Source organism: Sulfitobacter profundi (assembly GCF_042661425.1).
Lineage (GTDB): Bacteria > Pseudomonadota > Alphaproteobacteria > Rhodobacterales > Rhodobacteraceae > Sulfitobacter > Sulfitobacter profundi.
Genome location: NZ_JBHSWA010000003.1, coordinates 1 through 17,357, shown reverse-complemented (window position 1 = coordinate 17,357; position 17,357 = coordinate 1). Strand labels below are relative to the sequence as shown.

The window sequence follows — 17,357 nt, the reverse complement described above, 5'->3', positions numbered from 1 at the left end:
AGAGTCGATGCAAGTTCGCGAACGCATAGAGAAATTGTCGGGCGATCTAACCGCGACTGAGCGCAAGCTTTCGACCGCACTCTTGCTTGACTATCCGTTTGCCGGGTTGGAACCAATCCAGGAACTCGCTCGCGCCACCAACACCTCGCCGCCCACGATCTCACGTTTTGTCAGCAAGCTGGGATTTCACGGCTATCAAGATTTCCAGCGCCATCTGATCGGCGAGCTGAAACAGGGCCAGCGCTCCCCTGTTGACCTACAGGCGTCTAGCGCCCCGATTGAAGGTGCGTTTTTAGAAAATTTTCTCGAGCGGGTTTGCACCCTTGTAAAAAGCGCAAACAAAGCAGTGTCCGAAGCTCAGTTCGCACGCATTGCCGCATTGCTGGCAGACGAGAAACGCAGCATCTTTGTGATCGGCGGACGGATGAGCGACCCGCTAGCGCAATATCTCTCGCGCCACTTACGCCAGATCCGCGCCAAGGTGTTCCATCTGCCTCCCGATCCCGACGTTTGGCCGGAATACTTGTTGCGAATGCGCGCTAAAGACGTGCTCTTCGTGATCGACTTCCGGCGTTACCAGCACAATCTGGCCGCGCTGACGTTTAAGGCTACTCAGGCACGCAATATTCAGATCGTGTTGATGACCGATGAATGGCTCTCACCGATTTCAGCACAGGCCAGCGAAGTCCTCGCCGCCTCAATTGACGTCAGCACCCTGTGGGACAGCTACACCGGTGCCCTGGCACTGCTCGAGGCCCTGTTGACGCGCATCGCGGGCGACAACTGGGACCTCACGAAAAGCCGGATCGAGGAATGGGATTCCTTCCGGTTGGATTTTGGAGTTATCAAAGATGATTAAGACCCCCTGATTTTCGCCGCCACCTCAGACCTGGCCGGCAAAACTCGCGGCAAGGCGTTCCCATTGGCAGACCTTGCCAAACGCGCCAAACGAGGCGTCGGCTGGACCCCGACCAACGTGATGATCACCTGTTTCGATACTATCGCGGAAAGCCCCTTCGGCTCGCTAGGCGATCTGTTGCTGATCCCCGACGAAGAGGCCGGCGTCGAGCTTGATTTCGAAGACGGCGGCCCGGTTGAGCGGATCATGCTGGGCGACATCACGGATCTCGACCGCAAGCCCTGGGATTTCTGTACGCGCTCTTTGCTCAAGACCGCGCTAAAAAGGCTCAAAGATGCGAGCGGCCTCAGGCTCGTCTCCGCGTTTGAGCACGAATTCCAGTTCAAGACGAGCGGCGATCAACCCGGCGGTGCCTTTGGCCATTCGGTGTTCTCCGAACGCCGGGTTTTCGGCGAAACGCTAATGGCCGCGCTCGGTCAAAGCGGACTGGGGGCCGACACCTTCATGAAAGAATACGGTGCCAACCAGTTCGAAGTTACCAATGATCCGGCGCAGGACCACCGCTCCGCCGATCAGGCCGTTATTCTGCGCGAAGTCACGCGGATGACCGCACAACGGTTGGGCGAAGATGTGACTTTCACCCCGATCCGCAATCCTGCGGGCGTTGGCAACGGCGTGCACATCCATCTGAGCTTTCTCGACGACGCCGGCGAGCCGGCCACCTATGACGCCCAGGGCGTCGCTGGAATGTCGCAGGCTACCGGCGCATTCATCGCTGGGGTGCTAAAATACCTCGACAGCATCATCGCACTGACAGCGCCCTCGGACGTGTCCTACCTGCGGCTGACGCCGCACCGTTGGTCCGCCGCCTACAACAACCTGGGCTTCCGTGACCGCGAAGCCTCAGTGCGGATTTGTCCGGTGACGGCGCAGGACAGCTCCAGCGTCGCGCGGCAATATAACTTCGAATACCGCGCCGCCGATGCCACCGCCTCACCGCATCTTGCCCTCGCGGCGATCATCCATGCCGGGGCGCAGGGCATCGAAGATGCCCTGCCCGCGCCGCAGGTCACAGAAGAAGACCTGTCCACCCTCTCCGCCGATGCCTTAGCAGAGCGCGGCTATATACGGCTGCCTGAAACCCTGACTGAAGCTCTGCAAAGATCTGAAGACAATGCAACCGTGCGGGGATGGTTCCCGGCCGACTTCGCCGCTGTCTATACCGCCCACAAACGCGGCGAGCTAGCCGCATTGAGGGTAAAGACACCGCCACCCGCTGTGTCGCCTATGAAGAAGTTTACTAATGAAGCGTACCCCACCGTCAGGCGCTGCATGCCGGAGAACATGTGTCAGCGGTGGCCCAGGGGCGCGTTGTAGGGTGTGATCCGAGCTGCGAGAACGAGCCCATCTTATGATGGGTAGTGCGTTTCGCAAAGTGCGCTACAAATTCGTTTCTCCAATCACTGGGAGTTGAGATTTATGCGTCGGGTCACCGCCGATAGTCGGACACCGCGAAGGCGCAGGCGGTGGCGGACACGCTTGAGGTAGGTGCAACGGTGAACGCTGTCGCAGAGCGATATGGCATTCTTCCGAACCAGCTATCGGCGTGGCGCCGACAGGCCGAACAAGGAAAGCTGTTGCTACTCGCGCCGGATGCGGACGAGCCATTTTGGCCTGACGCCACGACGATATCAATCCGGCGAAACGGATCGCGTCACGTCGATCACCAAGGCTGGCGATGCCAGTGTGCGGGCTGCGCTTTATGAAGCGGCGCATGTGATGCTGGTGAGAACCAACCGGTGGATCCCGCTCAAGGCATGGGTGATGCGCGTTGCCGCTCGACGTGGCGCAAAGCGCGCCAAAATCGCCCTCGCGAGGAAATTGGCCGTCATCATGCATCGGAAGTGGATGGACGGCACAGAGTTTAGAACTGCCTGACAGCCAAGGAACACCAATCCTTCCGCAAGGAAGGCGCCCCTGAAGGGACGTGGTTAGGGAAAAGCCGACAGAAATCCTAACTTGAACCTGAAGCCGCAACGGAGATGGGCTTTCCCGAGCCAAAGCCAACCGCATCATATGAGTGCAATACGCAGATCACGGACAGAAGCATGCACAGCGCCAGACCCGCGCTGATACAGGGCGACTGATATAAGCTCCGCCTCAGATATCAGAACGGCGTGTCGGAAGCGTCACCATTCCGGCTGTTTCGAGGAATTTCAGCAGTTCATATTCCACCGGGGTCATGTGCCGCTCCGTATCCACCAACGAAAATACGTCCACCAGCGGCGGCGACACCGGCACCGGGATCTGCCAGAGTCTCGCACCATAGCGGATCGCGTGTCCCCGGGCCATGCAACCGATGGCGGTGCCGCTTTCGATTAGTTCCGATAGGTCGACGATACCGGTGGCGGCAGCGATGAAGCGGTCGCCGATCCCGTGGCGCACCCGCCATACCGTCAGCGTGGAGAGCGCGCCCGCCATTCGGTCCTCTTCATAGCCGACCACATCCGATGCAGCGAGAATCGCGGGGTCGATCTCCTTCTGGCGGAAAAGCGGGTGTTCGGGGCCGCAATAGACACCGAATTCCAGCGGCTTCAGCGGTTGTGCGCGCAACCGGTGAATCGTCGGATCCACGCGCGTGCAGAACCCAACTGACGACGCGCGCTGCTGCAACGCCTGTGCTACCTCGTGACAGGGGGTAGAGCGAAGCAATAGCGTCACGTCGGGATGCTGGCGGCGAAACTCTTCCAGCAGGGGGTTATGTCGTCCATTTCCAAATGCGAAGACCGGTGTACCACCACCGTTCCCGACAGCGCTCTGCCACCATCGGCAGTCAGATCGTTCAGCCGAACGACGCCGCCGTAAATTTCCAGCACTTCACGATAGACGGCCTCGCCCGCCCGGGTTACGCGGAATGCCTGTCCGCCTCCACGGTCAATCAGCCGCTGGTCCAGCCGTTCCTCCAGCCGGCGCAGAGCTGACGACACCGAAGGCTGCGACACGTTCAACCGCTGCGCAGCGCCGGTGATCGATCGTTCTTGGACGATGACCATGAATGTCAGCAACAGGTTCCAGTCGAGCTGCAGCGCCAGCCGATCAAGGGGAAACTCATGTTTGCTCCGTCGTTCTGTCGGCGAAGTGGCAAAGTGCCATGCGCCCGGGCCCGGGTGTCAGGGCGGGCGGCGGCGTCGTGTCGCACAACCCCTTTTCCGCGATCGGGCAACGAGTGTGAAAGGCACAGCCCTTCGGAACATTAGTAGGGCTGGGGATGTCGCCGCTCAGGCGCATCCGATCAGGTCGCTTGACCGCTTCGGGCACCGGCACGGCTGACAGCAGAGCACGGGTATAGGGGTGAGCGGGCGCGTCGAACACCTGCTCAACCGGTCCTTCCTCGACGATGCGACCCAGATACATCACCGCGACCCTTTCGCACAGGAACCGGATCACGGCCAGATTGTGCGAGATGAAAAGCTGGGTCAGCGACGGCCGGGTGTCGCGCAGATCTTTGAGGATGCCAAGGATCTGCGCTTGTACCGACACATCCAGCGCCGATGTCGGTTCGTCCAGCACCAGAAGATCCGGATCTAGCACCAGTGCGCGGGCGATGCAGACGCGTTGTTTCTGCCCGCCCGACAATTCGTGTGGATAGCGATCATGAAACTGCGCCGGCAGGCCGAGAGAAGTTAACGTTTCCGACACTCGGTCGCGCAGGGTACGACCCCGTAGGTCGGTGTTTAGGATTAGCCCCTCGGACACAGCGCGGCGGATGGTCATACGCGGATTCAGCGACGAATGCGGATCCTGAAAGATGATCTGCGCCTTTTGCCGAAGTTTCCTTAGGTCGCGGGCCGAGACGTCAATCACGTCCATTCCGCCGATCTCGATGTGCCCGGCGGTCGGTTTAACCAGCCGCAGTGCGGTCTTGCCCACGGTCGTCTTTCCCGATCCGCTTTCGCCGACAAGCCCCACAGTCTCGCCTGCGCGCAGGGTCAGCGAAAGCTGTTCAACGGCGCGCACGAGTTGCCCGTTGGCCAGCGGGAAATGAACGTCCAGATCGCGGATCGACAGCATCGCGGGGCCGTCGGGCGGGCGGGTCGTGATCGGCTCAAGCATCGGCGCGGTCCTTCTCGCGGGCAGGGTCGTAGAGGGTGCAGGCGACCCGGTGAGAATAGTCGATTTCGCGCATCGGCACAGGCTTGGCGCAGATCGGTGCCGCATGTGGGCATCGCGCTGCAAACAGGCAGCCCGCCGGTGGGTGCAGGAGGTCCGGGAGGGTGCCGGGGATCGATTCCAATCGGTCCTGCCGGCGGAACGGATGCGGAAGGGCGGCCAGCAGGCCTTTGGTATATGGATGTGCTGGTGCATCGAATATTCGCGCGACCGGCGCATCCTCAACGATCTTGCCAGCATACATGACAGCGATTCGAGAACAGACCTGAGCGACGACCCCCAGGTCATGCGAGATCATGATCATTGTCAGTCCCATATCGGCGACGAGTTCCGCCATCAGATCGAGTATCTGCGCCTGAATTGTCACGTCTAGCGCGGTCGTGGGTTCGTCGGCGATCAACAATTTCGGTTTCGCCGCCAGCGCCATCGCGATCAGCACCCGCTGGCGCATTCCGCCTGACAATTCGTGCGGATAGGCGGCGAATTGGCGATTGGGGTTCGGCAGTTGGACCTTTTCCAGCATGTCTAGCGCGATCGCTTTTGCCTCGTCACGTTTAGTCTGCCCGCCCGACTGTGCGCGGATCGCGTCTACCAGTTGCGTACCGACCCGAAACACCGGATTGAGATAGGTCATCGGATCCTGAAAGATCATCGCTACCTCACGCCCGCGCACCTGTCGCAGAGCGCGATCCGACAGGCCCAGAAGCTCACGCCCCTGAAGTTGCACGGATCCGCCAGTAATGCGTGCGGGCGGCGACGGGACCAGGCCGAAGGCGGCGCGTGTTAGTACCGATTTGCCGCAGCCGGTTTCGCCGACGAGGCCTAGCGCCTCTCCCCGCTGCAGTGACAGGTTCACACCGTCGATGGCATGGTAGGTGCCGTCGAATGTGTCGAAGACCAGCGAGAAATCGCGGATGTCGAGAAGCGGATGGTCGGTCATGCTCTGCTTACCTCTGTCGTGGGTCGAAGACGTCGCGCAACCCGTCGCCCATCAGGTTGAACCCCAGCACCGTCAAATAGATCGCTAGCCCTGGAAAGAATGTGGCCCACCACCAGTCCGGCAGATAGGCCCGCCCGGTCGAGATCATAGCGCCCCATTCGGGATAGGGCGGCTGCGCGCCAAGACCGAGGAACCCGAGTGATGCAGCTCCGAGGATTGCCATGCCCATATCCATCGACGCCTTGACGATGATCGGTGACAGGCAATTCGGCAGAACATGCACGAACACGACCCGCAATGGGCCCGCTCCAAGTGCGCGGGCGGCATCCACGTAGGTTTCGTTGCGCTGACTGAGTGTCTTGGCTTGAACGAGGCGCACGTAACCCGGCCACCAGACCAGCGACAGCGCGATCATCGCGTTGATGATCCCCGGACCGAGCGCACCGACGATGGCAATGGCGAGGATCAGCCCTGGAATGGACAGGAAGATGTCGGTGACCCGCATGATCCCTTCAGATATCCAGCCGCTCGTCATTCCCGCGATCAGCCCGAGCGGCACACCGATCAGGATGGCGATACCAGTCACAGTTACACCGATCTGCAATGTGGTGCGTGCGCCGATCAGCACCCGCGACAGGATGTCGGACCCCACCTGGTCGGTGCCAAACAAGTGTTCGGCTGAAGGCGGTAGCAACTTGGCCCCGAAATCGACCGCGCCGTAGGCGTCCTGCGGATAGGGCGCAAGCCATGGCCCGAAGGCGGCAATGAATAGGAAAACGATCACGATCACGAGGCCCAGCATCGAGGAGAAGCTTCTCGAATAGGTGCGGATCGCCCGGCGTGTCTCGCGGAAACGCATTGGCTCACGGATCGCCACGGGGCCGGATTCTAACGATGCATCGGTCATTGCCGTCTCCTCATATCTGGTTGCGTACGCGCGGATCGAGCAACGCGTACATCAGATCGATCAGCAGGTTGGTCAGCATGAATGCGGCACCGAGGATCAGTGTCACGGCCATGATCGGCTCGAAATCGGAAGAAATGGCGGCCTTGGCGGCATAGAGCCCGATGCCCGGAAAGTCGAACACGCTTTCGACCAGCACGGTGCCACCCAGCATCCATCCGAACCGCAGCCCGATCATCGCCAGCGTCGGCAGGATGGCGTTTTTCAATGCATAGATCGCGATGATCCGGAACGGCCCAATGCCTTGCGCCCGGGCATTCACAACGTAGTCGCGGCCCAACACCTCCAGCATCTCGGCGCGATTGACCCGGATAATCGCTGCCAACGCCGGAAAGCTGAGCGCGGTCGCAGGTAGGACCATGTGCATCAGCGCCGTTCCGGCAGTCGCCGGATCGCCGACTAGTAGCGCGTCGATCGATATCATTCCGGTAATCGTAGTCGGCACATCGTCGAAGATTCCGAGCCGCCCGCCAAGCGGGAACAACCCCAGTTCGAGCGATAGATACCATTGCAGCATCAGCCCAAGCCAGAACATCGGCAGGGCGACACCCGAAACGGAAAGGAACCGTATTGCGTGGTCGGGCAGGCGGTTCTGCCAAACCGCTGCTAGCACACCAAATGGCACACCAAGGACCACGGCGATCAAAATCGAGAAGAGGACCAGTTCGATCGTTGCGGGCAGGAATACAGCGATATCCTGCGCAACCGGACGTCCGGTATAGACGGATGTGCCCAGATCGCCCTGTGCGAGTTGCCCAAGATAAAGCCCGAAGCGCACCGGCAATGCGCGGTCAAAACCGCGCTCGACGCGGATTTTCTCGACCATATCCGGTGACGCATCAGGCCCCGCGGCCAGCCGCGCTGGATCGCCCGGCGCGATGTTCGCGACGGTAAACGTAATAACCGCCAGCCCCAGAAGCATGACTACCATCAGGCCTAGTCGTTTAAGGATCAATCGTTGCATTGGCACTACCGGTTGTCGTGTGATTAAGGGCGCCGCCGACTCAGCAGCGCCCTTTCTGCCCACCCCGAAAGGGTCAGGGTTGGATATAGAGAGGGTAGATATCCACCTCGCTGGTCATGCGGATTGGGCTGTCCTCGTATCCCTTGACGTAGGTTTTGTAGGCGAACATGCGCTGACGCATCATACCGAAAATCTCCGGCTGCAGGTCCACAATCCGTTGCTGGATCTCTGCATAGATCGGCGCGCGTTCGTCCCAATCGGACAGTTTGCGGGCTTTTTCGATCATCTCGATCAGTTCGTCGTCCTCAAGGAAGTGCGAGCCATAGTATTTGCCCTGCGAGGACGGATGATACTGGACCGCGACCGCATCCGGGTCGGTCGACACCGGCGTGGTGAAAATACTCATCAGATCAGGGCTTTCGCCCGCGTCAGCCGCGCGTGCAACCATATTCGGCCAAGTCAGCGGTGTCATCTCGAGCTCGATGTTCAGCTCGCGCAGGCTGTTCAGTAGGGCGAGCCCCATCTGGCGCTGTTGTTCCAGACCCTGGACATAAACGTATTCCAGCGTGATCCCACCATCCGGCCACTGCGATTTCGACAGGTATTCGCGGGCCTTTTCCATATCCTTGCGCGGCATATCGATCTCGACCTTGCCCTTGATCGCGTCGGTGAATGCCGATGTCTGCAGCGTCGCGTTACCGTTATAAACCTGCACGAACGTTTCGTAGTCAAACGCGTAGGCGACGGCCTTGCGCAGATTGATGTCCGACATGTATTGCCCTTGGGTATTCATCTTGATCCCAAAGGACGTCAGCGCAGGAGTTGATGACACATTGATGTCGGGCCGCTGGCCGACGATATCGAGCTCTTCCGGCGTCAGGTCGGTCACCATGTCCGCCTCGCCCGAAAGCAGCGCCGCGCGCTGCGACGAGGTTTCGCGGATCAGCCGATAGATAACCCCGCCCATTTTTTCGTCATCATAGGGAAAGCCCTTCCAGTAGTTGGGGTTCCGCTTGAGCCAGTAGGCCGTTCCTTGGTCGAATTTCTCGAGCGTGTAAGGACCGGAGCCAGCCGCATTTTCCGAAAGCCATGCCTTGCCGTAATCTTCATCAGTCACATGCGTCTCGACCTCGGCCGGGTTGACGATAAACCACCATGGCAGAAAGGACAGGAACGGGGCATAAGGCCGGTCCAGCGTGAATTCGACGGTATGTTCGTCCAAGGCCTTGATGTTTTCCGCGCTTAGCACGTCAGACAGCATCCAGGCAGCGCCTTCGTTCAACTTAAGCACCCTCTGGTAGGAGTAGACGACCGCATCTGCCGTTACCGGATCACCGTTGTTGAACCTCGCCTCTGGGGCGAGGTTGAAGGTCCAGACAAGCCCATCATCGGACGTGGTCCAGTCAGTCGCAAGCCACGGTTCCACCTTCGGCGGGTCGCCCGAGTACTTGACCAGGCCGTCATACAACGCCTGGGTCATCATCCGGACGGCGTAGTCATAGGCCTGACCCGGATCTACGTGCGATACAGGCTGGCGGCCGCCGAGAACCATCCAGAACTTGCCATCGCGTTTCTCCACAGCCCCGGCCGGGGCGCTCAATGCGACTCCGAGCGATAGGGCCAGTGCCGAAGTTATCTTCCAGAATTTCATAGTTCATCTCCCCGCTGTCGCCCCGCCCGGAACGGGCGGTGGCAATGCCTCCATCCTTCTGACGGACAGGCTTTGTGCCTTTCCATCAATTCAGATGCGGGAGCAGAGGAAAAGAGTGATTCCTGATAGCGGACATTTGTGAAAACTATGCGCGTGCCGGGAAATTTAGGCTTGCGGGGTGGATTCGATGCCTGCGATGGCATCCCAGCCCGATCCGTCGTCGCGACCGGACTGCGGGATAGGCGCGGCGCATAGGATCCATACGCAATTGCTATTTGCGAACCACCCGGTGGACGAAGGTAATCAGTGCCAAAGGCCAACCGAAGGCCGGCACCTCCTTGCGCGTCCGCGCGGGGCGGCCCGGTGCGAAAGGACACGTGATGACCACTCAGACCCAAAGGGCACCCAGCCAGACAAGCCGGATTCTGTCAGCCGATGACATCGAGGCGCTTGCAGTCGGTGCCTGGATCCTCGGCACCGGCGGCGGCGGCGATCCGTATCACAAGCTGCTGAACATGCGTATCCTCTACGAGGCGGGCCGCGAGGTCACGTTGATCGATCCGATGACGTTGAACGATGACGCGGTGATCGCCGTCGTGTCGAACATGGGCGCCCCTCTGGTCGGGCAGGAACGGCTGGCAGACCCGGAATTCGCGCTGAAACCCGTGCGAATGATGGAAGAGCACATGGGCCGCAAATTCGACGCGATTATGTCGCTCGAGATTGGCGGCGGCAACGGCATGCATCCAATGCAGATAGCGGCGCTGACGGGCTATCCAGTCGTTGATGCCGACACCATGGGCCGCGCCTATCCGGAGGCGCAGATGACGTCGGTGGCGGTGGCGGGCCTGCGTTGCTATCCGCTGACGATGGCCGATATCCGAGATAACGAAATCATAATCCCGCGCGCCGCATCCTGGCGCTGGATGGAGCGGATCAGCCGTAAGGCCTGCACCGAAATCGGATCGGTCGCCGCTACTTGCAAGGCGCCCCGCACCGGAGCCGAGATTAAGCAGCACGGAGTTCTATATTCCGTGTCAAACGCCATCGCACTTGGCAGCAGGGTGATTGAGGCCCGTGCCGCCCATACCGACCCGATCGAGGCGGTTCTGTCGGCTGCCAGCGGCAAGAGGATGTTCCAGGGAAAGGTCGTCGATGTCGATAGGCGCGCCACCGAAGGGTTCCTGCGCGGCAAGGCGGTGATCGAGGGACTGCACGATTTCGCAGGTCACGAGATGGTCGTGCATTTCCAGAATGAGTTTTCGGTCGCCTATCTGAATGGCGAACCGGTGGTGATGACACCTGATCTGATCTGTCTGCTCGACAGCGTTTCAGGGGAGGGGATCGGCACCGATGTCCTGCGCTTTGGCCAGCGGGTCAGCGTGCTGGCTCTGCCGGCACCTGCCGTGTTCCTAACCGACCAGGGAATTGCGGCTGTCGGTCCTCGAGCCTTTGGGTTCGATCTGGATTTCAAATCGGTTTTTGAGGAGTCATGGACATGAAGCGTATCGGTATCGATGTCGGCGGCACGAACACGGATGCGGCCCTTCTGGATGGCGACCGGGTGCTGGCATCGGTTAAGACGTTCACCACCGCCGATGTGACATCGGGCGTACGCACCGCGCTGAACGACCTGCTGGCGCAGGCGGGCGATGCGGCGCAGGACACCATCGCCGTAATGATTGGGACGACCCATTTCACCAATGCGGTCGTCGAGCGGCGCAATCAGGCCGCGCCGCAGCGATCCGCATAGCGCTGCCGGCTTCGGCCAGCCTAGTGCCATTCTGCGATTGGCCGCGCGATCTGGCCGCCAAGGTCAATGGCGGTGTCTATTTGGTCGAGGGCGGGCACGAATACGATGGCCGCCCGCTCGTGCCAATGAATGAACGCGCCGTCGCCGAGGCCGCACGCAAGATCGCTGCGGATGGCATTCCGGCGGTCGCAATCTCAGCTACATTCTCGCCGCTGACCGCGGAATGCGAGGAACGCGCCGCCGAAATCGTCAGGAACGAGGCGCCCGATGTACATGTCACCATGTCCTCGACACTTGGCCGGATCGGCCTGCTGGAACGCGAGAACGTAGCTTTGATGAACGCGTCGTTGATCGGGCTGGCTCGCGAGACGACCCGCGCCTTTGTCGATGCGGTTAGAGACAGCGGGATCGAGGCGCAGCTGTTCATCACCCAGAACGACGGCACCGTGGTTAAAGCCGACGCGGCGCGCGAATATCCTGTGTTCTCATTTGCGTCCGGTCCCACTAACTCGATGCGCGGCGCAGCGTTGTTGGCGGGGATTGAGGACGCGGTGGTCTGCGACGTAGGTGGCACGACCGCGGATGTCGGTTGCCTCGTTAACGGCTTCCCGCGCGAAGCGAACAACGTGGTCGAGGTCGGCGGCGTGCGTACGCTGTTCCGAATGCCGGATCTTCTGTCCGTCGCACTTGGCGGTGGCACAAAGGTGACGCGAGATCCGCTGAGCGTGGGCCCGGAATCGGTCGGCTACCGGCTGGGGCAAGAGGCACTGGTCTTTGGCGGCGAGCAGGTGACCGCGACCGACATCGCCGTCGCGGCGGGGCTGATCGACATCGGTGACAAGTCGCGCGTCGCAGGCTTGTCCGCAGATTTCGTCAGCAGGGCATTGGCGGTGATGCACGACCGGATCGCCGAGGCGGTTGACCGGATGAAGACAGACGCCACCGAGATTCCACTGCTGGCCGCCGGGGGCGGTGCGATGTTAATTCCCGAAACCATGCCCGGCATATCGAAGGTCGTGCATGTCGAGCACAACGGCGTCGCAAATGCGGTCGGTGCCGCGATGGCGCAGATTTCGGGCGAAACCGATCGCATCTATCGCGACATGGAGCGGGACGATGCTATTGCCGCCGCGCGCGCCGATGCAATTGCCGCGGCGATCGAGGCCGGGGCCGACAAGGATCGATCAAGGTAATCGAGGTCGAGGACCTGCCGCTTTCCTACCTGCCAGGCCGGGCGATCCGCACCCGGGTGAGGGTCGTCGGAGATGCCGCCGCACTGAAAGGCACGGTGTCGGCATGACTCGCTCGCTGGTCGGCTTGCTGGTAATAGGGCAGTCGCCGCGCCCCGACCTGCAGGCGCAGTTCGCTCAGGTGATCGGCGATCGGGCCAAGCTGTGCGTCATGGGTGCGCTGGACCATCTGAACGAGGCAGGCATCGCTGCCGTCCCTCCGATTGGGGACGCGGATACGCTTTACACCACGCTGCCCGACGGTCGGTCGGTCTTGATCAGCAAGGCCGCTGTCACCGAAGGCATGGCACAGCGCCTTGCCGACTTAAACGAGATCGGCGCCGCGGTCTCGGTGGTTTGCTGCACCGGCAAGTTCCCCACATTGGCGACGCCGGGCGTGCATTTTGCCTCGGACCTAATGGCCGGGGCGGTCGATGGCTGCCTGCCAGGAAAAGGACGGCTCGGCGTTTTCATTCCGATGGCCGCGCAGGCCGCGGAATGCCGCAATCGCTGGGAGCGGCCGGGTCGAGAATGCGTTACCGTGGCTCTGGCGCCGGACGCAGACGACAACACTATCGCCGCAGCAGCGCGCGAGATGGCCGGACATGCACCCGATCTCGTGGTTCATGACTGTATCAGCTATACGAGCCACGCCCGCGACCTTGCATGCACCATCCATGGCTGTCAGAGCCTATTGGCCGTATCGGTCTGCGCCCGTTTCGCGGCTGAACTTGGCGGGTTATGAACGAGCGGTTCGACAATCTCCGCCATGCCCGCCAGTTGATCGCGGCATGGCGCACCGACTTCAACCATAACCGCCCACACACAAGCCTCGCTAGCCTGACGCCAGCAGAATATGCTAACCGGTCAGAAGAGGGCCAAAACCTGAACAGAGCTAACCTAAATTAGCCGACTCATCGGGGAGCAGGTCAGCGGAAGGCATCGTCAACTTGCGGGGCGTGACCTGAAATCGTACCGACCGACATGACAAAAGCCAAACATTCCGGTGCCTTCAAAGGCCACCGTTTCCCGCCTGAGATCATTGCATATGCGGTTTGGTCTTATTTTCGGTTTTCCTTGAGCCTGCGCGATGTCGAGGATCTACTTGCGGCGCGCGGCATCATCGTGAGCTATGAGACGATCCGGAAGTGGGTTGGCAAATTTGGTACAAAGTATGCCGCGTCCATCCGGCGGGATCGGCCTGCGCCGTCTGATAAATGGCACCTTGATGAAGTGGTCATTCCTGTCCGCGGGCGCAAATTCTGGCTTTGGCGGGCGATCGACAGCAATGGTGACGCTCTTGATATTCTGGTTCAATCTCGGCGTAACACGCGCGCAGCGAAACGCTTTTTCCGCAAGCTATTCAAGCAATATGGGCGACCGCGCGTTGTGATCACGGACAAGCTCGGCAGCTATAGTGCGGCTTTGAAAAACCTCGCGCCTAGCATCGACCACCGCAGGCATAAGGGCTTAAACAACAGATCAGAAGGCTCACATCGACCGACGCGGCGCCGAGAAAAGATTATGGCCCGCTTCAAATCGCCCGGCCAAGCACAGCTCTTTTTGTCTGTCCACGATCAGGTCCAAACCGTATTTCGCCCTCGCCGCCACAAACTGTCCGCCCCTGCCTATCGACAATCTCGCTCAGATGCTCACAGCATTTGGGACGACATCACATATGTGTTGATGGCCGCTTGACCAGGGCGGTGTGGCTCCTTTTCAGCAAGATCCGATAAGTTGACGATGCCATGTCAAGGGGGGTGCGATATGTCCGTCCGGAGTCATGGTTCTCTCCGAGGTCACGGTCATCGCCAGAAAATACTGGCTCTGGCGCGCTGTCGGCGTGAACGGCAGCGTGCTTGATATTCTCGTTCGGCCACAGCGGAATGCCAAAGCTACAAGGCGTTTCCTTGCAAGGCTAATCGCCCGGTTCGGTGAACCTCGTGCCGTGATCACGGACAAATTGCGCAGCTATTTCTAACCGATCTGTGATCTGGCAACAGACGCGGAGCATCGCGCGCACAAGCGCTTTAACAACCCGATGGGAGGATCGCATCGATCGACCCGAAAGCGAGAGAAACTTATGGGGCGGTTTAAGTCACCTAGGCAGGAGCAGAGATTTCTGGCGGCTCTTGACCAGATCAGCACAATCTTTCGTGCCCGCCGCTATCGTCTCTTAGCCACATCGTACCGCCAAGCCGGATCCTTTGCTTTCGACCTTTGGAATGACTACACGCTCGAAATGACCGCCTGACGGGCGTGAGGCAGGTGCCGACCAAACCCTTTCATGGGCGGCACAAGCCGCATTTAAACAGTACCGTCTTTGTAAAGATCGTTTCCAAAAGGCCATCCGCGGAATAGCTAAAGTCGCCGACATTCATCCCTAAAGCTTAACCGCGCGCATTCGCTCTTCGTAGCGATACATGGACTATCTCCAAAAAATCCCAACTTTTCGTCCGCGCTCCCGGGGTTATCAGTGACAATCAACACTACGACATCATTTAGCGAATTGACCTTAGTGATCCCCGTTCGATCATCCGAGGCGAAAGCCGAATGTCGCGCGGCGCACCTTGTGCCTCACCAATTCGCGCGAGCAAAAGACGCGCCGCTGCTCGTCCAAGCCTGCGCCTTGGCTGCGCGATCGCATCAATGCCAGGACCAACAAATGTCATCCAGTCGAGATCATCGAAGCAAATCATCGAAAGGTCACTTGGAACCTGAAGCCCTTTGGCGGAAATCGTGGCCATAGTCCCCACCGACATCAAGCCATCTGCACAAAACAATGCAGTCGGCCGCGGGTTTTTAGTTAATGCCACCAACGCTGCGTTTTGTGCCGCGAGCGCAGAGTGCCCATTCACTGCCAAGATTAAGTTAGGGTCAACCTCCAACCCAAATGCGCGATGCGCCTCTAAATATCCTGCGAGGCGCTGCCAGCTCGTAGAGAGCAGCTGCAGCCCCTCGGGAGGCTGATTTTTAGCAGCTGCTAAGAAGTCCTTCAGCCGGGTTTCATCGGTTGCTAATTCTGCGATAATTCCCACCCGGCGATGGCCTGCCATCAAAAGACGCCTTACAGCATCTCGCGAACTTTGAACGTTTTCCACGGCCACTGTGTCTACGAGCAGTCCCCTTACCTTTCGGTCGATCAGAGCCATTGGCATACCTGCTTTCACGGCTTCACGCAGATGCGGGGAGTCAGCAACGTCACAGGGCGAAACGATCAGCCCATCGACCTGATTTTCTCGAAGCAGTTTGGTCGCTGCAACTTCACGATCAAGCGTCTCGTCGCTGTTGGTGATCAACATACCAAGACCATGGCCTTCCACGACATCCGAAATTCCGCGCAGGACAGCAGCATAAAAGGGGCTAGAAATGTCACCCGCAATGACCCCAATTGTCCGGGTCCGACCTGTGATCAGCCCCGGGCGATTTTGTTTGGCTGGTAGCCAAGCTTCGTCGCAACAGCAAGCACCCGTTCTTTGGTCCCCCCGGCATAGCCATACTTGCCGAGCACACGACTAGCTGTTGCAGTGCTGACGCCCGCCCCTTTCGCGACCTCAACTATGGTGACTTTTCGGGCCTTCATATAATCCTTGCTCGCAAACGATACCGTCTAGCTAATCTAAGTTGACGGACATGCACACGCATTGTCTACATCTCACTCTAAGCGGTGCTTCAAAGCGATCGCGGTAAACAGGTCAAGGTGCCCCCACCGACATTCTTGAACACGGTGATCTCTTCTTCAGTTTGCCGACCAGGGTGGTGACCTTGAACCAATTCGTAGAGATCAGCTTTGATATCCTCCCAAGTGATCACGCCTCCATCTACAGGCCGGGAAAGCTCACCACCCTTTCATCCCATCGCGACAATCGACAAAGAGAGTGCCTCTCGCCATGGCAGCATCATTGGCTTCCCGCATGTCGGGTCGATAGGCGCCAACAAGATCAAGATGCGTACCGGGCTTCAAAAGCTCGCCCTTCACCAGAGGCTCTTGAGCCATAGTCACACAAGAGATGATATCAGCATCTGACACAGCGCTGTCTAAATCATGCGCCACCCTCAGATCCAAATCTGGCATATTAAGCTGTTCTATCAGCGCTTCCGCGCGCTCTTGGGTTCGGTTCCAGACCCGGATTTTCCGCAGCGAGGACGTGCAGCAAGATGCGCTTTCACAACGTGGCGCGAGCCCCCTGCCCCCACCACAAGCAATGTCTCACTGTCTTCACGTGACAAAAGCCGCGCGCCCAAACCGGAATCAGCTGCAGTCTTGCGGAAGGTCATCGCTTCCCCATCAGCCACCAGCTGTGGGGCACCTGTGAAAGGATCAAACAATGCTACAAGCCCCTGAACAGAAGCTTGTGGCGGCTCAAGGGACAGGTTTTCCGGAAACACCCCGACCATTTTAACTGCAATACCTCCGGCGCGCCTCCACCCCACCAGCGTCACAAAGAGATTTTCTCCTCCCCAGGCTCGTCGCAGACCATATGCTCTGCTGTGGGCGGTGCATCTCTATGAGCCGCTTGCAAGGCATCCATCAAATAAGTGTAGTCCAAATTATGGTGAACCGTTTCGGCATCGGCAAAGCGCATTCGGCTCTCCTCAATAGTCATTGAGCTTTTTCATATAGCGCCGCGCTTCCATCATCTCATGTTTACGCAGGTCCGCCAGACGGTAAGCAAAACGCCACAGCGTATCGAAGAACACTAAGGGTGCCAGCGCGCCACGAAACATCTCATCAACACCGGCAAAGTCGAACTTAGTCGCGTCGACCACAAGGATGTTTTCTGGAGAGCCAAAACGTAGCAAGAATGCTTCCGCGCGGTCTTCGAG

The 17,357-nt window shown here is 59.5% G+C and carries 20 protein-coding genes and 4 pseudogenes; 11 read left to right on the top strand and 13 right to left on the bottom strand.

What is annotated here, in order from left to right; genetic code table 11:
- The first annotated feature begins 7 nt into the window (after nucleotides 1–7).
- From ACFQAU_RS18360 to ACFQAU_RS18345, 4 genes and pseudogenes are all read left to right on the top strand, one after another.
- Nucleotides 8–859 (top strand): MurR/RpiR family transcriptional regulator, encoded by an 852-nt coding sequence (locus ACFQAU_RS18360; RefSeq protein WP_132445882.1) that lies wholly within the window; start codon nucleotides 8–10, stop codon nucleotides 857–859.
- Between the two features lie 63 nt (nucleotides 860–922).
- Nucleotides 923–2,236 carry a type I glutamate--ammonia ligase gene (locus ACFQAU_RS18355; RefSeq protein WP_386284268.1) on the top strand — a complete coding sequence of 438 codons (1,314 nt, stop codon included), beginning with the start codon at nucleotides 923–925 and terminating at the stop codon, nucleotides 2,234–2,236.
- Nucleotides 2,237–2,385: 149 nt separating this feature from the next.
- Nucleotides 2,386–2,625 carry a transposase gene (locus ACFQAU_RS18350; RefSeq protein ID WP_132445885.1) on the top strand — a complete coding sequence of 80 codons (240 nt, stop codon included), beginning with the start codon at nucleotides 2,386–2,388 and terminating at the stop codon, nucleotides 2,623–2,625.
- Nucleotides 2,531–2,797: pseudogene (locus ACFQAU_RS18345) on the top strand (transposase); the annotation flags it as partial. The gene ACFQAU_RS18350 and the pseudogene ACFQAU_RS18345, both read left to right, overlap by 95 nt.
- A gap of 222 nt (nucleotides 2,798–3,019) precedes the next feature.
- Here ACFQAU_RS18345 and ACFQAU_RS18340 read toward each other — a convergent pair.
- The 7 genes from ACFQAU_RS18340 to ACFQAU_RS18310 all read right to left on the bottom strand — a co-directional run bounded on the left by ACFQAU_RS18340 (nucleotide 3,020) and on the right by ACFQAU_RS18310 (nucleotide 9,548).
- Entirely contained in the window at nucleotides 3,020–3,580 is a 561-nt protein-coding gene (locus tag ACFQAU_RS18340) for a LysR substrate-binding domain-containing protein (RefSeq protein ID WP_386284263.1), read from the bottom strand.
- Nucleotides 3,577–3,924 (bottom strand): LysR family transcriptional regulator, encoded by a 348-nt coding sequence (locus ACFQAU_RS18335; RefSeq protein ID WP_386284259.1) that lies wholly within the window; start codon nucleotides 3,922–3,924, stop codon nucleotides 3,577–3,579. Before ACFQAU_RS18335 ends, ACFQAU_RS18340 begins: the two co-directional genes overlap by 4 nt.
- Nucleotides 3,925–3,967: 43 nt before the next feature.
- Nucleotides 3,968–4,972, bottom strand: a complete 1,005-nt coding sequence (locus ACFQAU_RS18330) for an ABC transporter ATP-binding protein (protein ID WP_240791638.1) — start codon at nucleotides 4,970–4,972, stop codon at nucleotides 3,968–3,970.
- The gene (locus ACFQAU_RS18325) at nucleotides 4,965–5,969 is read right to left on the bottom strand and encodes an ABC transporter ATP-binding protein (protein WP_132445891.1); all 1,005 of its coding nucleotides are present in this window, start codon (nucleotides 5,967–5,969) and stop codon (nucleotides 4,965–4,967) included. The genes ACFQAU_RS18330 and ACFQAU_RS18325 overlap by 8 nt, the downstream gene beginning before the upstream one ends.
- A 7-nt stretch (nucleotides 5,970–5,976) precedes the next feature.
- The gene (locus tag ACFQAU_RS18320) at nucleotides 5,977–6,876 is read right to left on the bottom strand and encodes an ABC transporter permease (protein ID WP_165935594.1); all 900 of its coding nucleotides are present in this window, start codon (nucleotides 6,874–6,876) and stop codon (nucleotides 5,977–5,979) included.
- 10 nt (nucleotides 6,877–6,886) lie between these two features.
- Nucleotides 6,887–7,897 (bottom strand): ABC transporter permease subunit, encoded by a 1,011-nt coding sequence (locus ACFQAU_RS18315; RefSeq protein ID WP_132445894.1) that lies wholly within the window; start codon nucleotides 7,895–7,897, stop codon nucleotides 6,887–6,889.
- A gap of 73 nt (nucleotides 7,898–7,970) precedes the next feature.
- A complete protein-coding gene (locus tag ACFQAU_RS18310) occupies nucleotides 7,971–9,548 on the bottom strand; it encodes an ABC transporter substrate-binding protein (protein ID WP_132445897.1) in 1,578 nt (525 codons plus the stop codon).
- Nucleotides 9,549–9,928: 380 nt separating this feature from the next.
- Between ACFQAU_RS18310 and ACFQAU_RS18305 the strand changes: the two genes are divergently transcribed.
- From ACFQAU_RS18305 to ACFQAU_RS18275, 7 genes and pseudogenes are all read left to right on the top strand, one after another.
- On the top strand, nucleotides 9,929–11,050 hold the full coding sequence (locus ACFQAU_RS18305) for a DUF917 domain-containing protein (protein ID WP_132445900.1): 1,122 nt from the start codon (nucleotides 9,929–9,931) through the stop codon (nucleotides 11,048–11,050).
- A complete protein-coding gene (locus ACFQAU_RS18300) occupies nucleotides 11,047–11,301 on the top strand; it encodes an ROK family protein (RefSeq protein ID WP_386284250.1) in 255 nt (84 codons plus the stop codon). The genes ACFQAU_RS18305 and ACFQAU_RS18300 overlap by 4 nt, the downstream gene beginning before the upstream one ends.
- Before the next feature lie 23 nt (nucleotides 11,302–11,324).
- Nucleotides 11,325–12,494: a hydantoinase/oxoprolinase family protein gene (locus ACFQAU_RS18295; RefSeq protein WP_386284247.1), complete on the top strand. Its 1,170-nt coding sequence runs from the start codon at nucleotides 11,325–11,327 to the stop codon at nucleotides 12,492–12,494.
- A complete protein-coding gene (locus tag ACFQAU_RS18290; RefSeq protein ID WP_386284244.1) occupies nucleotides 12,418–13,275 on the top strand; it encodes an AroM family protein in 858 nt (285 codons plus the stop codon). Before ACFQAU_RS18295 ends, ACFQAU_RS18290 begins: the two co-directional genes overlap by 77 nt.
- Nucleotides 13,272–13,439, top strand: a pseudogene (locus ACFQAU_RS18285) (integrase core domain-containing protein); the annotation flags it as partial. The gene ACFQAU_RS18290 and the pseudogene ACFQAU_RS18285, both read left to right, overlap by 4 nt.
- Nucleotides 13,440–13,514: 75 nt before the next feature.
- The gene (locus ACFQAU_RS18280) at nucleotides 13,515–14,228 is read left to right on the top strand and encodes an IS6 family transposase (protein ID WP_132445909.1); all 714 of its coding nucleotides are present in this window, start codon (nucleotides 13,515–13,517) and stop codon (nucleotides 14,226–14,228) included.
- An 85-nt stretch (nucleotides 14,229–14,313) separates the two neighbouring features.
- Nucleotides 14,314–14,784, top strand: a pseudogene (locus ACFQAU_RS18275) (DDE-type integrase/transposase/recombinase).
- 247 nt (nucleotides 14,785–15,031) lie between these two features.
- Here the strand turns inward: ACFQAU_RS18275 and ACFQAU_RS18270 are convergent.
- From ACFQAU_RS18270 to ACFQAU_RS18245, 6 genes and pseudogenes are all read right to left on the bottom strand, one after another.
- Nucleotides 15,032–15,874 (bottom strand): substrate-binding domain-containing protein, encoded by an 843-nt coding sequence (locus tag ACFQAU_RS18270; RefSeq protein WP_386284725.1) that lies wholly within the window; start codon nucleotides 15,872–15,874, stop codon nucleotides 15,032–15,034.
- A 68-nt stretch (nucleotides 15,875–15,942) separates the two neighbouring features.
- Entirely contained in the window at nucleotides 15,943–16,113 is a 171-nt protein-coding gene (locus tag ACFQAU_RS18265) for a LacI family DNA-binding transcriptional regulator (RefSeq protein WP_386284240.1), read from the bottom strand.
- Between the two features lie 255 nt (nucleotides 16,114–16,368).
- Nucleotides 16,369–16,620 carry a hypothetical protein gene (locus ACFQAU_RS18260; protein ID WP_386284718.1) on the bottom strand — a complete coding sequence of 84 codons (252 nt, stop codon included), beginning with the start codon at nucleotides 16,618–16,620 and terminating at the stop codon, nucleotides 16,369–16,371.
- On the bottom strand, nucleotides 16,620–16,928 hold the full coding sequence (locus ACFQAU_RS18255) for a hypothetical protein (RefSeq protein ID WP_386284711.1): 309 nt from the start codon (nucleotides 16,926–16,928) through the stop codon (nucleotides 16,620–16,622). The genes ACFQAU_RS18260 and ACFQAU_RS18255 overlap by 1 nt, the downstream gene beginning before the upstream one ends.
- 41 nt (nucleotides 16,929–16,969) lie before the next feature.
- On the bottom strand, nucleotides 16,970–17,116 hold the full coding sequence (locus ACFQAU_RS18250; protein ID WP_386284237.1) for a hypothetical protein: 147 nt from the start codon (nucleotides 17,114–17,116) through the stop codon (nucleotides 16,970–16,972).
- 10 nt (nucleotides 17,117–17,126) lie between these two features.
- Nucleotides 17,127–17,357, bottom strand: a pseudogene (locus tag ACFQAU_RS18245) (SIS domain-containing protein); the annotation flags it as partial.

Excerpts from the sequence above, each read along its gene's own strand:
- ACFQAU_RS18360 (WP_132445882.1), top strand. The coding sequence starts at position 8 with ATGCAAGTTCGCGAACGCATAGAGAAATTGTCGGGCGATCTAACCGCG.
- ACFQAU_RS18330 (WP_240791638.1), bottom strand. The coding sequence starts at position 4,972 with ATGCTTGAGCCGATCACGACCCGCCCGCCCGACGGCCCCGCGATGCTG.
- ACFQAU_RS18325 (WP_132445891.1), bottom strand. The coding sequence starts at position 5,969 with ATGACCGACCATCCGCTTCTCGACATCCGCGATTTCTCGCTGGTCTTC.
- ACFQAU_RS18320 (WP_165935594.1), bottom strand. The coding sequence starts at position 6,876 with ATGACCGATGCATCGTTAGAATCCGGCCCCGTGGCGATCCGTGAGCCA.
- ACFQAU_RS18315 (WP_132445894.1), bottom strand. The coding sequence starts at position 7,897 with ATGCAACGATTGATCCTTAAACGACTAGGCCTGATGGTAGTCATGCTT.
- ACFQAU_RS18310 (WP_132445897.1), bottom strand. The coding sequence starts at position 9,548 with ATGAAATTCTGGAAGATAACTTCGGCACTGGCCCTATCGCTCGGAGTC.
- ACFQAU_RS18305 (WP_132445900.1), top strand. The coding sequence starts at position 9,929 with ATGACCACTCAGACCCAAAGGGCACCCAGCCAGACAAGCCGGATTCTG.
- ACFQAU_RS18300 (WP_386284250.1), top strand. The coding sequence starts at position 11,047 with ATGAAGCGTATCGGTATCGATGTCGGCGGCACGAACACGGATGCGGCC.
- ACFQAU_RS18290 (WP_386284244.1), top strand. The coding sequence starts at position 12,418 with ATGCTATTGCCGCCGCGCGCGCCGATGCAATTGCCGCGGCGATCGAGG.
- ACFQAU_RS18280 (WP_132445909.1), top strand. The coding sequence starts at position 13,515 with ATGACAAAAGCCAAACATTCCGGTGCCTTCAAAGGCCACCGTTTCCCG.
- ACFQAU_RS18265 (WP_386284240.1), bottom strand. The coding sequence starts at position 16,113 with ATGAAGGCCCGAAAAGTCACCATAGTTGAGGTCGCGAAAGGGGCGGGC.
- ACFQAU_RS18255 (WP_386284711.1), bottom strand. The coding sequence starts at position 16,928 with ATGGTCGGGGTGTTTCCGGAAAACCTGTCCCTTGAGCCGCCACAAGCT.
- ACFQAU_RS18250 (WP_386284237.1), bottom strand. The coding sequence starts at position 17,116 with ATGCGCTTTGCCGATGCCGAAACGGTTCACCATAATTTGGACTACACT.